This window comes from Rossellomorea sp. FM04394 (assembly GCF_041889765.1).
In the GTDB taxonomy this organism is placed as follows: Bacteria; Bacillota; Bacilli; order Bacillales; family Bacillaceae_B; genus Rossellomorea; species Rossellomorea aquimaris_B.
On sequence record NZ_CP168654.1, the window covers coordinates 1,931,074 to 1,946,707 of the forward strand.

Consider the following 15,634-nt stretch of genomic DNA (forward strand, 5'->3'; position numbering starts at 1 on the left):
TTGTACCTAAACTATAAAGTATGAAAACGCTCCCTTATTAAAATAATAACAAGAGAATGCAAATGAAAAGGAGATGTTTTCATGGAAGAAAGTCATGGACGTATGCAGGAACAACCAAATAAAGGCCAGGATGATAGTAAAGATAAACCATCAGGATTAATGGAAAAGATTCAGCAATTAGGGCAAACCAATGTCCCCCAACTCTCACAGGATTCCAATATCCATTGCTTAACGATAGTGGGTCAAATAGAAGGACATATGCAGCTTCCACCCCAAAATAAAACAACAAAGTATGAACATGTAATCCCTCAGCTTGTAGCAATCGAACAAAACCCGAAAATAGAAGGATTGGTAGTGATTTTAAATACCGTAGGGGGGGATGTGGAAGCTGGCCTCGCTATTTCTGAAATGATCGCTTCCCTTTCTAAACCTACAGTTTCCGTTGTATTAGGAGGAGGGCATAGTATTGGTGTACCGATTGCCGTCTCATGCGATTTCTCCTACATTGCCAGTACTGCTACCATGACGATCCACCCGGTTCGCTTGACGGGATTAGTGATCGGGGTACCGCAGACATTTGAGTATTTGGATAAAATGCAGGATCGGGTAGTGAGTTTTGTAACGAAGCACAGCAACATATCAGAAGAGGATTTTAAAGATCTGATGTTTGCAAAAGGTAACCTTACACGGGACATTGGTACGAATGTGGTAGGGGACGATGCCGTTGAATACGGGTTGATAGATGGAATCGGGGGCATTGGAACGGCCATAAAGAAGATCAACGAGCTAATTGAGATGAAAAAGCAATCTGATCAACAAGAGGGGTTGGTTCAATGATCCTTTATACAATGGTTCCCAATGACCTTGTATTTCCAACAGATTCAAGTGAATTCAGTGGTCAAATGATGATGGAATATCAGGGTGTCCCTATCCTTGTCCAGCAGGAAGAAAACCGGTATCGAATTGTCAGGGTGATGAGTAGTGACCCTGCACATTATCTCCACGATCAGATATGCCCGGGTGAATTTATCAACAATTAAGAGAGAAATAGGATTTTCCCGAAATAGTGGTTATGCTATAATATTACTGGAAGAGACAATCATAATGATACTTTAAGTTAACGGGAAGGGTCTGACACCTTAGGCACATATATTGCCCCAAAGGATCAGCCCTTTCTTCATCTTTATGTACATAAGAAGAAAGACTTCAATAGAATTTAGGTGAAATGGATTGGCAAAACGAAAAAGAAGAAAAAAACGATCTTCAACGAGTTCAACCTTAAAACAAACCATTAAATACGAAATAACAGGCATGATCCTCGCTGCCCTCAGTTTGATTTCCATCATTGAGCTTGGAGCTGTAGGGAAAGCATTGGTGTATTTCTATCGATTCTTTCTTGGTGAATGGTATATGGTAGCCCTCTTGTGGATGCTGTATGTGGCAGGATACCTGATGATTAAACGGGACATTCCTATGTTGTTTAGTCGGAGACTTATAGGGATTTACATCATTATTGCGAGTTTCTTACTATTGAGTCATGTGAAATTATTTGATTTGCTCTCAAATAATGGTTCTTTTGATAATCCAAGTGTCATCATGAATACGTGGGATTTGTATTGGATGGATATTGGTGGTGAAACGAGTACATCGGATCTTGGAGGAGGAATGATAGGGAGCGTTCTATTTGCCGTTTCTTATTTTCTATTTGACTCTCAAGGAGCAAGAATTGTTAGTGCAACATTCATATTGATCGGCATAATATTAGTGACAGGAAAATCCATCGGGGATGTGTTAGGGAGAGCAGGGAAGCGCTTTGGTGCATTCTTGGGTGGTCAATGGTCGGCTTTCAAACAAGATATGACTGATTGGAAAGAAGAACAGTCGAAGAAAAAAGAAGTAAAGGAAAAGAAAAAGAAAGAAGTTCCAATGAAACAGGAGGAAGCGGGTGAACGGGTGCTGCCTCAGGAAGAGGAACCGAGAGAACCGATTATCTCAAACTTCGCAGAACGTGCTTACGGAGGGACTCAGACTAAAGAAGACCAGGCGTCTGCAGGAGCTGGAATAAATGATGAAAAAGAAGATGCTAAAGCTCAAGGTATGCCTGATTCAGAAGGAGAAGCTGATTCTGCACCTCCGATCACGTTTACTGAAGTTGAAAATAAGGATTATAAACTTCCATCTATTTCTTTATTAAAGAGTCCCAGAAAAACAGATCAAAGTAATGAATATCAATTGATTCACGCCAATGCAGCAAAGTTGGAACGGACTTTCCAAAGTTTTGGGGTGAAAGCAAAAGTAACCCAAGTCCACTTGGGCCCCGCAGTCACGAAGTATGAAGTCCACCCTGATGTTGGAGTGAAAGTAAGCCGAATCGTAAATCTTAGTGATGATTTAGCATTGGCTCTAGCGGCTAAAGATATTCGAATCGAGGCCCCTATTCCAGGGAAATCGGCTATCGGTATCGAAGTTCCTAACTCAGAGGTAGCAATGGTCTCTTTGCGAGAAGTACTTGAAGCAAAGGAACATAATAAACCTGATGCAAAGCTTCAGATTGGTTTAGGACGCGATATTACGGGTGAAGCCGTACTTGCAGAACTGAATAAAATGCCCCACTTACTTGTAGCCGGTGCTACAGGGAGTGGAAAGAGTGTATGTATCAATGGAATCATCACCAGTATTCTAATGAGAGCTAAACCACATGAAGTTAAGCTCATGATGATAGATCCGAAAATGGTAGAATTAAATGTATATAACGGGGTGCCGCACCTCTTAGCTCCCGTTGTAACCGATGCGAAGAAAGCTTCACAGGCATTAAAAAAGGTTGTAAGCGAAATGGAACGGAGATATGAATTGTTCTCTCACACAGGAACAAGAAATATTGAAGGCTACAACGACTACGTTAAGAGACAGAATCTCGAGAACGAAGAAAAGCAGCCGCTACTTCCATACATTGTGGTCATAGTAGATGAATTAGCCGATTTAATGATGGTAGCTTCTAACGATGTTGAAGATGCCATCACTAGACTCGCACAGATGGCACGTGCCGCAGGGATTCATTTAATTATTGCGACCCAGCGTCCTTCTGTAGATGTTATAACAGGGGTCATCAAAGCGAATATACCATCACGGATTGCGTTTGCCGTATCATCTCAAACCGATTCCAGAACCATTTTGGATTCAGGTGGTGCTGAAAAACTATTGGGCAGAGGAGACATGCTCTTTATGCCTGTAGGGGCTTCAAAGCCTACAAGGGTTCAAGGCGCCTTTTTATCTGATGAAGAAGTAGAGGAAATCGTTGATTTTGTTATTTCACAACAAAAGGCACAGTATCAGGAAGAAATGATTCCTGATGAAATTCAAGAAGATGAGAAAACGGGCGAAGCAGAAGACGAACTATACAATGATGCAGTTCAACTAATCGCTGAAATGCAGACGGCATCCGTATCCATGCTTCAAAGAAGATTCAGGATCGGTTATACGAGAGCCGCCAGGTTGATTGATGAAATGGAAGTAAGAGGAGTCGTAGGACCTTATGAAGGAAGTAAGCCAAGAACAGTCTTAATCGGTAAACCTTCTGAAGAGCAAAGCTCTTAGTAAAAGGTGTGTTACCCTATTAAAAATAATTGGGGTTACACACCTTTTTTTTGTCTGAAATTAAGAAAGAAAGCTTAATATGAATACGATTCATTTATATTATTCTAGTTTATCCACCAATGTGTTATACTATTAAAAGCGTTTACATATGTAATACCATTGTTTAACTATTGTAAAGAATGAAAATGAAAACTCTCCATTTTGTAAAATATCTGTAAAAACACTCCTTGTAAACCTATTCATCACAATTAAATTACTATTTATTAACAAAAAAGGATTTTAAATTGTCATTCTAATCATTTTTTTCGACAAAATCACACAATGCTATTTATTTATGAAAAGAAAAGTGTTATAGTATTTTCGATTAGTAGGAAAGATATACATCAGAGGTCTGATGTCTTGAGAAAATTTGGTGGTGGTTCCAGTGACAATAAAAACAGACAATCGACATTTATACTTACAAGTGATTGACCGTTTGAAGAAAGATATTGAGGCGGGAGTTTACAAAGAAAAAGAAAAACTCCCATCTGAATTTGATCTCTCCAAACAACTAGGTGTGAGTAGGGCTACTCTCCGTGAAGCTCTCAGAATTCTTGAGGAAGAAAGTGTCATCGTAAGACGTCATGGGGTAGGTACATTTGTAAATGCCAAACCGCTCTTTACTTCTGGTATCGAGCAGCTGAACAGTGTAACGAACATGATTAAGCAGGCTGGTATGGAGCCAGGGACCATTTTCTTAAGCTCAACAACTCAAGAAGCTACTGAGGATGATGTGAAGAGGTTTACTTGCGATGAAGAGGACGACGTGATCCTGATTGAGAGGGTTCGTACGGCAAACGGGGAACCGGTTGTGTATTGTGTGGACAAAATTCCTGAAAAGGTTATGCCACGTAATTTTACCCATGAAGACAACTCTATTTTCACTGTTTTAGAAAAACGAGAGAATAAGAGAATTACTCATGCCGTTGCACAAATTGAGCCTATGGGTTATCACGATAAAATCTCCCCTATTCTAAATTGTGAACCGGAAACGGCATTACTCGTTTTAAAGCAAATGCATTTTGATGAAAACGATGAGCCGATTCTGTATTCAGTAAACTATTTCAGGTCAGACAAATTTAGCTTCCACGTATTAAGAAAGCGTGTATAAAAACAATCCATCTTACTACTAATTATTACAATAATAGGGGGTACTCTAGGTGAAAAAACGTAAATTTGGTTTAGCGTTGTCATTTGTTCTGGCTGCAGGTACATTATTAGGTGCTTGTGGAACAAGCGAGGACAAAGAAGGTGCATCTAGTGGTGAAGGTAACAAGAAAGAAGATCAATTTACAGTAGCGATGGTTACAGATGTTGGTGGAGTAGATGACAAATCTTTTAACCAATCGGCTTGGGAAGGTTTAAAAGCTTTCGGTGAAGAAAATGACTTAGAAAAAGGTAAAGAAGGATATGACTACCTTCAATCACAATCTGATGCTGACTATGCTACGAACTTAAACACATTAGCTCGTCAAGACTTTGACTTAGTATATGGTATCGGCTTCCTTATGGAAGGTGCAATCAATGATATTGCACAACAACAAAAAGATTCTCACTTTGCAATCGTTGATGCTATTGTAGATCAACCAAACGTTGCAAGCATCATGTTTAAAGAACAAGAAGCTTCTTTCCTTGCTGGAGTTGCAGCTGGATTAGCTACCAAAACGAATAAAATCGGATTCATCGGTGGTATGGAGATTCCGGTTATCGAACGTTTTCATGCTGGTTTCATCGCTGGTGTTAAATCAGTTAACCCGGATGCGGAAATCGTTGCAGACTATGCAGGGGCTTTTGATAAAGCTGAACTTGGTCAGACGATCGCTTCTAAAATGTATTCTCAAGATGTAGATGTAATTTTCCATGCAGCTGGTGGTACTGGAAACGGCTTATTCAAAGAAGCGCGTGACTTAAAAGAGAAAGATCCTTCCCGTGAGCTTTGGGCAATCGGTGTTGACTCTGATCAAGCTGCAGAAGGTAAAGTTGGGGACCATAACATTGTTCTGACATCTGCTTTGAAACGTGTTGATAACGCAGTTAAAGACCTTGCAACAAAAGCTCAAGATGGAAATTTCCCTGGTGGGGAACAAATCTTATACGGTCTTAAAGAAGATGGTGTAGGACTTGCTGAATTAAATGAAGAGCTTTCTAATAAAGATGAAGTTATGCAAAAAGTTGATGAATGGAAAGAGAAAATTAATAGTGGAGATGTGAAGGTTCCAGAATCTGTAAAAGAAGCGGAATCTTTCTCAGCTAACTAATTTTAATAGGGATAAGCGGGCCAAGGATAGCCGGCCTCTTATCCCTTTTTTAAAAGGAATATTCATAATAATTAAAAATTTAATTGAAGTATAGAAATATTTTCTATCTTTCATTTAGATTTTTATTCGGGGAAACCCTTTTTTTCTGGCAAGTTAAGGTCTGACCTCTAACTACTAGATAAATATCCCTATCCTACGCAAGGAGTGAAAAGCAATGGATTATGTAATTGAGATGCTGAATATCCGCAAAGAATTTCCAGGCATCGTAGCAAATGATAATATTACCCTCCAGCTCAAAAAAGGTGAAATTCACGCGCTTCTTGGTGAAAATGGAGCAGGAAAGTCCACACTGATGAATGTGTTATTTGGACTTTATCAACCTGAGCAAGGAGAAATTCGTGTAAAGGGTAAGAAAGTAAACATCACCAATCCCAATATCGCCAACGACTTGGGGATCGGAATGGTTCATCAGCACTTTATGCTCGTGGATACCTTTACTGTAACAGAAAATATTATTCTCGGAAGAGAGCCTAAGTCCGGTGCAACAGTGGACATTAAAAAGGCTGAGAAGGATATTCTGGAGATCTCGGAAAGATATGGTTTGAAAGTGGATCCGACTGCCAAAATTTCTGAAATTTCAGTAGGTATGCAGCAACGTGTTGAGATCTTGAAAACACTTTATCGCGGCGCAGAAATTTTGATTTTTGATGAGCCAACGGCGGTACTGACACCTCAAGAAATCAAAGAACTTATTCAAATTATGAAAACTCTCATTCAAGAAGGCAAATCCATCATTCTTATCACCCATAAGCTAAAAGAGATTATGGAAGTGTGTGATAATGTAACCGTTATCAGGAAGGGTAAAGGGATTGGGACAGTGAAAGTATCAGAAACTGACCCGAACCACCTTGCCAGTCTCATGGTAGGGCGTGAAGTAACCTTTAAGACTGAGAAAAAAGAAGCAAATCCTGCGGGCAATGTACTTGAGATACGTGATTTAAACGTGAAAGATCATCGCAATGTTCCAGTAGTAAAAGGGTTGAGCCTTGAAGTGAAAGCTGGGGAAATCCTGGGTATTGCAGGAGTAGATGGCAACGGTCAAAGTGAACTGATAGAAGCCATTACAGGATTACACAAAACCGATGGCGGGTCGATCAAGCTGAATGGAAAAGAAATAGTCAATATGAAACCGCGTAAGATTTATGAAACAGGAGTAGGTCATATTCCTCAGGATCGTCACAAACACGGATTAGTACTGGATTTTCCGATTGGTGAAAATATGGTTCTACAAACCTATTATCAAAAGCCTTATTCCAATAAAGGGGTATTAAGCTATAAAAATATTTACAATCAAGCGAGAAAACTAATCTCAGAGTTTGATGTAAGAACACCTTCGGAATATACCCTTGCCCGGGCATTGTCCGGTGGTAATCAACAAAAGGCGATTATCGGCAGGGAAGTTGATCGTGACCCGGACTTGTTGATTGCGGCTCAGCCGACTCGCGGATTGGATGTAGGAGCCATTGAGTTTATCCACAAACGCCTGATTGAGCAGCGGGATAACGGGAAAGCCGTGCTATTGCTTTCATTTGAACTAGATGAAATCATGAATGTAAGTGATCGCATCGCCGTTATTTATGAAGGTCAAATCGTAGCGATCGTGAATCCAAAAGAAACGACCGAACAAGAGCTTGGGCTACTAATGGCTGGATCAAAGAGGAAGGAAACGGGGGGAAGTGCACATGTCTAATAGATTAACAAATATATTAATCCCTATTATTTCAGTCCTTTTAGGTATTATTGTCGGAACCATAATCATGCTTGTGAGCGGATATGATCCGATTGCCGGATATTCTGCCTTATGGCAAGGTATTTTCGGCGAAATCTACTATATAGGTGAAACGGTACGTCAAGTGACACCATACATTCTAGCAGGATTGGCTGTGGCCTTTGCCTTTAGAACCGGATTATTCAATATCGGGGTCGAAGGACAATTGATTGTAGGCTGGCTTGCTGCTGTTTGGGTAGGGGTTGCTTTCGATGAGTTACCAAAAATCATTCATTTGCCCCTTGCCATTATTGCAGCAGCATTAGCTGGAGCATTATGGGGCTTTATTCCCGGATTACTTAAAGCAAGATTTCGTGTACACGAAGTAATTGTAACAATCATGATGAACTATATTGCTCTTCACGTCACGAATGCGATTATCCGGGATGTGTTAACAGAGCGCAAAGATCGTACTGATTATATCGCAGAAACGGCATCACTTAAGTCTCCGTTCTTCGAAAGCTTAACGGATTACTCTCGCCTGCATTGGGGAGTTTTCATTGCCCTTCTGTGTGTATTCATCATGTGGTTCCTATTAGAGAAAACGACTCGCGGATATGAACTGCGTTCTGTTGGTTTTAACCAGCATGCTTCTCAATATGCCGGGATGAACGTAAACGGAAACATTATCCTTTCTATGGTCATCTCAGGGGCGTTTGCCGGACTCGCTGGTGCTATGGAAGGTTTAGGGACATTTGGATATGCTTCTATTAAAGGAGGATTTACAGGGGTCGGATTCGACGGGATCGCTGTAGCTCTATTGGGAGGGAATGTTGCCATTGGTGTTGTGTTCGCAGCACTATTATTTGGAGGCCTAAAAGTAGGTGCATTGAATATGCCTCTTGAAGCAGGTATTCCCAATGAACTAGTGGACATTATTATTGCCCTTATTATTTTCTTTGTAGCATCTGGTTATATGATTCGTTATCTGATTCAACGATTTAGTAAAAAGGGGGTGAAGTAAGTGGGCTTTATTGATATCTTGACAATCCTTATTCCTTCAACGTTACTATGGGCATCTCCACTTATTTTCACTGCTTTAGGCGGAGCGTTCTCTGAACGTTCTGGTGTCGTTAATATTGGGCTTGAAGGTTTAATGGTCATAGGGGCTTTCGCAAGCATCGTTTTCAACCTTGCTTTCTCAGATGTATTCGGTGATGCAACTCCTTGGGTAGCTCTGCTCATAGCCATGGTCATGGGAGCGTTACTAGCAGTCTTGCATGCTGTTGCCTCTATCACGTTCAGAGCTGATCAAGTCGTATCGGGTGTGGCGATCAATCTGCTTGCTATTGGATTAACGCTTTTCCTAGTAAAACGTATTTACGGAAAAGGTCAAACAGATATTATTTCTGAAGGATTTGGGAAAGTTGATGTACCGTTACTGAATAAAATTCCAGTGATTGGGAATATTTTCTTCTCGAACACATATTGGCCTCCGTTTGTAGCCATTCTTGTATCCATCATTGTTTGGTTCATTATGTTTAAGACTCCATTTGGACTAAGACTCCGTTCGGTCGGCGAACATCCAATGGCAGCAGACACAATGGGAATCAACGTAACGAAAATGCGCTATATCGGTGTCATCATTTCTGGTGCTTTTGCAGGAGTGGGTGGGGGAGTATATGCTCAATCCATTTCGTCAGACTTTAGTCATGCGACGATCAGTGGACAAGGGTTCATGGCCTTGGCCGCTTTGATCTTCGGTAAGTGGCATCCACTGGGTGCCATGGGTGCAGCATTATTTTTTGGATTCGCTCAAAGTTTAAGTATCATCGGATCGAGCATTCCATTATTTGAGAATATTCCAAGTGTATATCTGTTAATCGCGCCTTACGTATTAACAATCCTTGCACTTACCGGCTTCATCGGTCGTGCAGATGCGCCAAAAGCGCTTGGTACACCGTACATCAAAGGGAATCGTTAATTTCCATGAGCAATGCATGAAAAAGGTATCTCGACATTCGAGGTACCTTTTTTTTGTGAAAACAAAAGAATGAAACATATTGAATACTTTCCATACATATAATAGTTTACTCTATGGGTATTTTTCCAATAGAGGAAGATGCTTGAAATCAACATCTCACTACATGTATAGTTATACATAAATACCGCACAATAAGGGTGTTTATATCTTTTTTGATTTCAAAAATGACGGAAGTGTGGAACTAAGGAGGACGGTACGATGACAGCCATAAATGAAGTAGTAAAAAAGAAACAAGGGTACACGCTACATATCGTTCAAACGGATAAGTATAAAACCAACAGTCTGATTTTGAAAATGAAAGCTCCATTAGATCAAGAAACGGTTACCTTACGCGGATTACTCCCCCATGTGATGCAAAGCAATACAAAGACCTATCCAAGTACAACGGAATTAAGATCTTACCTGGATGAATTATATGGTGCAAACTTCTTTACGGATTTGGGTAAGAAGGGTGAGTACCACGTGGTCAGCATGTCAGTTGAAATTGCCAACGAAAAGTTTCTAAGAGACTCAGAACCTTTACTTCAAAAAGGAATAGAATTTTTAGCTGACGTCCTGCAAAACCCTTATATTGAAAATAACGAATTCGATAAAAAGACGGTCGAGAAAGAAAAACGAAACCAGAAGGTAAGAATACAGGCGGTTTATGACGATAAAATGCGTTACGCTAATTCACGACTTGTAGAAGAAATGTGTAAGGGAGAGCGATTTGCCCTCCATGTTAATGGAATCAGTGAAGAAGTAGAGTCCATAACGGCCAAGAGTTTATATGAATATTATCAAAAAGTCATGAATGAAGATCAATTCGATCTTTATGTCATCGGCGATGTAAACGTTGCGGAAGTTGAAAATCTGTGTGATCAACTCCTTCATTTAAACGAACGGACCCCCCGTGAAGTGGATTCATCGGAAGTGAAACCAAAAGAAAGGGAAAACGTCGTGAAAGAAAAGCAGGATGTGAAGCAAGGGAAGCTTAATATGGGCTACCGGACACATACACAATATGGCGATGATGATTACTTTGCCCTGCAGGTTTTCAATGGCATATTCGGTGGGTTTTCACATTCCAAGTTGTTCATAAATGTGAGGGAAAAAGCGAGCTTAGCCTACTATGCAGCGAGTAGACTGGAAAGTCACAAAGGATTATTGATGGTTATGTCGGGAATAGAATTTGAGAAATATGATCAAGCTGTCGGAATCATCAATGATCAGCTGCAAGCCATGAAGGATGGAGACTTTACAGATGGAGAGATCGAACAAACGAAAGCGGTCATCCGCAATCAACTGCTTGAAACCATAGATACGTCCCGTGGGTTGGTAGAGGTCCTATATCATAATGCTGTAGCCCATGAAGAAATCGATTTAAAACACTGGCTTGATGAGATAGAGAAAACGACGAAAGAAGACATCGTGAAAGCAGCAAATAAAGTTGAGCTTGATACCATCTACTTTTTAACAGGAATGGAGGGATAAAGATGAAGAAGATTTCCTTCGATCAACTACAAGAAAACTTATATTATGAAAAAATGTCAAACGGACTGGATGTCTATATTCTCCCGAAAAAAGGATTCAATAAGACGTATGCTACGTTTACGACGAAGTACGGAAGCATCGACAATCATTTTGTCCCTCTGAACGAAGAAGAATTCGTTAAGGTTCCAGACGGGATCGCCCACTTCTTAGAGCATAAATTGTTTGAAAAAGAAGATGGGGATGTATTCCAGCAATTCAGCCGCCAGGGAGCGTCGGCTAATGCATTCACCTCCTTTACACGAACTGCATATCTATTTTCAAGTACTACCAATGTAGAACGAAATTTAGAAACGCTCATCGATTTTGTTCAAGACCCATATTTTACAGAAAAGACTGTCGAAAAAGAAAAAGGCATCATCGGACAGGAAATCACCATGTATGATGATAACCCTGACTGGCGATTATACTTTGGCGTGATTCAAAATATGTACAAGAATCACCCTGTGAAGATTGATATAGCAGGAACGATTGAGTCCATCACACCAATCACGAAAGATATGTTGTATCAGTGCTATAACACATTCTACCACCCAAGCAATATGCTCCTCTTTGTAGTGGGATCTGTAGATCCGGATCAAATCATGAATCAGATTCGTTCGAATCAGGAAAAGAAGGATTATGAAAAAATGCCTGAAATCAAGCGGAAATTTGATGATGAACCAGAAACGGTTGCTGAGAAGAAGCAGGTCCTTAAGATGAATGTACAAAGCCCTAAGTGCCTGGTGGGCCTTAAAGCGCCTGAACCTCATCAGCAAGGCAAGGAAATGCTTAGACAAGAACTTTCGATGAACGTTTTCCTGGATATGTTATTTGGTAAAAGCTCAACGTATTATTCTGAACTATACAATGATGGGTTGATTGATGAAACATTCCACTATGACTATACACAAGAAAATGGCTTTGGGTTCCTGACCGTCGGTGGAGATACGGAAAAGCCGGATGAGCTGGCCGAAAAGGTACAATCGCTGCTGCTTAAAGCGAAACAAGAATCTCTCTTTACAGAAGAGGGGTTAGAAAGAACGAAGAAAAAGAAAATTGGTGCGTTTTTACGGGCCATTAATTCACCTGAATTTATTGCAAATCAATTTACACGCTATGCGTTTAATGAAATGGATCTTTTTGAGGTTGTACCTACACTTGAATCATTGAAGTATGAGGATATTCAAACCGTTGCGAGTACCATTATTAGTGAAGAGCGTTTTACGGTGTGTCAGGTAGTACCTAAATCATAATATCGGAGGGAGCTGCTCTAGGGTAGTTCCTCTCTTTATGTAGACATAGAGGTGAGAATAGATGAAATACGCCTTAATAACAGGGGCTTCAGGAGGAATAGGGAGCAGTACGGCTTTAAGCCTGGCAGAAGAGGGATGGAATTTATATTTACATTACCATTCGAATGAAGAAGCTATGAGAGAGTTATTACATAAAATCGAAAAGCATGGGGTTGAGGCAATACCCATTCGAGCCAATCTTGCCCTTCCCCAAGAAGTAGGAAATGTTGTGAACAATATTTTTCAACTTGATACAATTATTTATTGCAGCGGAAATTCAAGCTGGGGACTGTTTCAAGATCAGACTGAAGACGAAATGGACTATATGATTAACGTTCATGTGAAAAGCCCTTTGCTTCTTGTTCAAAAATTATTGCCTAAGCTTATAGAGCGTAACGGGAATATTGTAATGGTAAGCTCTATTTGGGGGCAAATTGGTGGAGCCTGTGAGGTTATATACTCAACAGTGAAGGGTGCTCAATTGGCATTTGTGAAATCATTAAGTAAAGAGCTTGCCTTAAGTGGCGTAAGGATTAATGCGATTGCTCCGGGAGCCGTCGATACATCAATGATGGACATTTTTTCTGAAGGAGATTTAAAAGCTTTGGAGGAAGAGATACCAATGGGGCGCCTTGCTCAAGCGGACGAAATTGCAGACTCAATCCAGTTTCTTATTTCACCTAAAGCTTCCTATATTACAGGTCAAACACTTTCCATCAATGGTGGCTGGCATACATAAAAAGTTTTTTCAGTCAAAAGATTAAGGCGCATAATTTTTTCTCCGGGATACAAACTAAGGTTGTATTTCAATAAAGGAGGTCATGACAAATGTCTGTATTAGATAATTGGTCTGATTGGAAAAACTTCTTAGGCGATCGTCTTCACCAAGCTCAACACGGTGGGATGGAAAATGAAACGGTATCTGACTTAGCATACCAAATTGGCGACTACTTAGCGAATCAAGTCGAAGCTAAGAACGATCAGGAGAAAGTGTTAGCGGATTTATGGTCTGTCGCTTCCCCTGAGGAACAACATGCCATTGCGAACATGATGGTTAAACTTGTAAATAACAATGGTACTCGTTAAGGAGAGGGATTTTTCCTCTCCTTTTTCTTATACATACTCTTCAAAAAGGAATCAATTGAGTCGCGAGTCATTTTATTAGGCGAAGTCTATGCATCTTTTCAATAAACAGCCCTTTAGGTATAAAATGAGAAATTGTACATATTTATGTAGGTTTTACTTTTCTATTACCGGAAAATCATTTATTATAATACCTAGATGTTTAAAAGACTTTTCGAATTATGTCAATTTTTATCGAATTGAAATGTCACGGATCTTTCAGGAGGTAACCAATGGAACGCAAAGAATGGTATTTGGAATATGAAATTCAAAAAAATCGTCCTGGCCTCTTAGGTGATATTTCCTCATTATTAGGAATGCTTTCTATAAATATAGTGACGATAAATGGAGTGGATGAAGGAAGAAGGGGAATGCTTCTTCTTGCGAATAATGATGAACAGATCACAAGGTTAGAGTCCATTTTACAAACGATGGATACAATTAATGTGACAAAGCTCCGGGAACCGAAATTAAGGGATCGTCTTGCCGTTCGTCACGGCCGCTATATTCAGCGTGATGCCGATGATAAGAAAACGTTTCGGTTTGTTCGTGATGAGCTGGGTTTATTAGTGGACTTCATGGCTGAGCTATTTAAGCAAGAGGGACATAAGCTTGTTGGGATCAGAGGGATGCCCCGGGTAGGGAAGACCGAATCCATCGTGGCCTCAAGTGTATGTGCAAATAAGAAGTGGCTCTTTGTCTCCTCTACTTTGTTGAAACAAACAATAAGAAGCAAGCTGATTGAAGACGAGTACTCATCTGAAAATTTATTTATCATTGACGGTATCGTTTCAACCAGGCGTGCAAGTGAAAAGCATTGGCAGCTTGTAAGGGAAATCATGAGATTACCAGCAGTGAAAGTAATTGAACATCCTGATGTATTCGTTCAAAACTCTGAATATTCACTTGAAGATTTTGATTATATCATTGAACTTAGAAACGATCCTGATGAAGAAATTACATACGAATTAGTAGAACAAAATAATCTATTTCAAAATTCCGATTTTGGAGGTTTTGATTTTTAATATTGGAAGGTGTTAAGTAGTGACGGAATTAGGAAATCGTTTAAAGGAAGCTCGTGAAGCTAAAGGCTATAGCCTCGATGATTTACAAAAGGTAACAAAGATTCAAAAACGCTATTTGATTGGAATCGAAGAGGGCGCATATGATGTGATGCCTGGGAAGTTCTATGTTCGTGCATTTATTAAACAGTATTGTGAAGCGGTTGGTCTTCCTCCTGAAGTTATTTTTGAGGAACATAAAAATGAAATTCCGACAACCTATGAAGATGAAATACCGGTTTCCCTTTCCAGGGTCCAATCTAGAAAGTCTGTTTCAGAAAGCTCTACCAAAGTGTTTGACTTCCTTCCTAAGCTTCTTATAGCATTATTCGTCATTGGTGCGTTGATTGCAGTCTGGGTGTTTTGGCAAGGGAAAGTCGGAGATAAAGCTCCGGAGACACAAGGGTCTGAAAATCAAGAACAAGTAGCGGTAGATGAAAATAAAACCGCTAAAAGCGATAAGCCTGAGGTAGAAACCGAAGATAAAGAAGAAAGCAAACCTTCAGAGGATGAAAAAGCTGATGAAGAACAGGAGCAAAAGCCTGAACAATCTTTGGAGGCAGTTAATACAGCTGGCAAGAAAACAACCTATGACCTTAAAAATGCAGATGAGTTCAAGTTGCAATTATCGGCTAAAGGCGACACTTGGATTGGGGTTTATAACACCAAGGATGAATTATTGTTTGAAGGTTTACTGAAAGAGGGAAATAAAAAGGACTTTGATTTTTCCTCAGATAAACTTGCTTATCTTGTAATCGGAAACGCTGCGAACACAGACATTTTAGTAAACGGAAAACAGCTTGAGTATAAAGTATCATCTACTGATGTTGTGAGGCAGGATATTGTGATTAACTACGAACCGCAAGCAGCACAATAATTAAGATGGAGGGAGTTTTAATAACTCCTTTTTCTTACATACTATAGGTAGAACGTGTTTTATATGT

General features: G+C 40.0%; 14 protein-coding genes. All 14 read left to right on the forward strand.

What is annotated here, in order from left to right; translation table 11 throughout:
* The first annotated feature begins 81 nt into the window (after positions 1–81).
* The gene (locus ACCB35_RS09685) at positions 82–837 is read left to right on the forward strand and encodes an ATP-dependent Clp protease proteolytic subunit (protein ID WP_044337350.1); all 756 of its coding nucleotides are present in this window, start codon (positions 82–84) and stop codon (positions 835–837) included.
* A complete protein-coding gene (locus tag ACCB35_RS09690; protein ID WP_374056681.1) occupies positions 834–1,040 on the forward strand; it encodes a YlzJ-like family protein in 207 nt (68 codons plus the stop codon). Before ACCB35_RS09685 ends, ACCB35_RS09690 begins: the two co-directional genes overlap by 4 nt.
* A gap of 190 nt (positions 1,041–1,230) precedes the next feature.
* Positions 1,231–3,594: a DNA translocase FtsK gene (locus ACCB35_RS09695; RefSeq protein ID WP_374056682.1), complete on the forward strand. Its 2,364-nt coding sequence runs from the start codon at positions 1,231–1,233 to the stop codon at positions 3,592–3,594.
* A 424-nt stretch (positions 3,595–4,018) separates the two neighbouring features.
* A complete protein-coding gene (locus tag ACCB35_RS09700) occupies positions 4,019–4,744 on the forward strand; it encodes a GntR family transcriptional regulator (protein WP_044337347.1) in 726 nt (241 codons plus the stop codon).
* Between the two features lie 49 nt (positions 4,745–4,793).
* On the forward strand, positions 4,794–5,891 hold the full coding sequence (locus ACCB35_RS09705; RefSeq protein WP_044337346.1) for a BMP family protein: 1,098 nt from the start codon (positions 4,794–4,796) through the stop codon (positions 5,889–5,891).
* A 214-nt stretch (positions 5,892–6,105) separates the two neighbouring features.
* The gene (locus tag ACCB35_RS09710) at positions 6,106–7,641 is read left to right on the forward strand and encodes an ABC transporter ATP-binding protein (RefSeq protein WP_374056683.1); all 1,536 of its coding nucleotides are present in this window, start codon (positions 6,106–6,108) and stop codon (positions 7,639–7,641) included.
* Positions 7,634–8,683 (forward strand): ABC transporter permease, encoded by a 1,050-nt coding sequence (locus ACCB35_RS09715; RefSeq protein WP_374056684.1) that lies wholly within the window; start codon positions 7,634–7,636, stop codon positions 8,681–8,683. The genes ACCB35_RS09710 and ACCB35_RS09715 overlap by 8 nt, the downstream gene beginning before the upstream one ends.
* Entirely contained in the window at positions 8,684–9,643 is a 960-nt protein-coding gene (locus ACCB35_RS09720; RefSeq protein ID WP_374056685.1) for an ABC transporter permease, read from the forward strand. It begins immediately after the preceding gene.
* 258 nt (positions 9,644–9,901) lie between these two features.
* Positions 9,902–11,176 (forward strand): EF-P 5-aminopentanol modification-associated protein YfmF, encoded by a 1,275-nt coding sequence (gene yfmF, locus ACCB35_RS09725; RefSeq protein WP_374056686.1) that lies wholly within the window; start codon positions 9,902–9,904, stop codon positions 11,174–11,176.
* Between the two features lie 2 nt (positions 11,177–11,178).
* Positions 11,179–12,468 (forward strand): EF-P 5-aminopentanol modification-associated protein YfmH, encoded by a 1,290-nt coding sequence (gene yfmH / locus ACCB35_RS09730; protein ID WP_374056687.1) that lies wholly within the window; start codon positions 11,179–11,181, stop codon positions 12,466–12,468.
* A gap of 61 nt (positions 12,469–12,529) precedes the next feature.
* Positions 12,530–13,246: an elongation factor P 5-aminopentanone reductase gene (gene ymfI, locus ACCB35_RS09735; protein WP_374056688.1), complete on the forward strand. Its 717-nt coding sequence runs from the start codon at positions 12,530–12,532 to the stop codon at positions 13,244–13,246.
* Positions 13,247–13,335: 89 nt separating this feature from the next.
* On the forward strand, positions 13,336–13,593 hold the full coding sequence (locus tag ACCB35_RS09740; RefSeq protein ID WP_044337337.1) for a DUF3243 domain-containing protein: 258 nt from the start codon (positions 13,336–13,338) through the stop codon (positions 13,591–13,593).
* Positions 13,594–13,862: 269 nt separating this feature from the next.
* Complete coding sequence (locus ACCB35_RS09745) at positions 13,863–14,654, forward strand: DUF3388 domain-containing protein (RefSeq protein WP_113968160.1); 792 nt, start codon at positions 13,863–13,865, stop codon at positions 14,652–14,654.
* A gap of 19 nt (positions 14,655–14,673) precedes the next feature.
* On the forward strand, positions 14,674–15,567 hold the full coding sequence (locus ACCB35_RS09750) for a helix-turn-helix domain-containing protein (RefSeq protein WP_374056689.1): 894 nt from the start codon (positions 14,674–14,676) through the stop codon (positions 15,565–15,567).
* Positions 15,568–15,634: the final 67 nt, after the last annotated feature.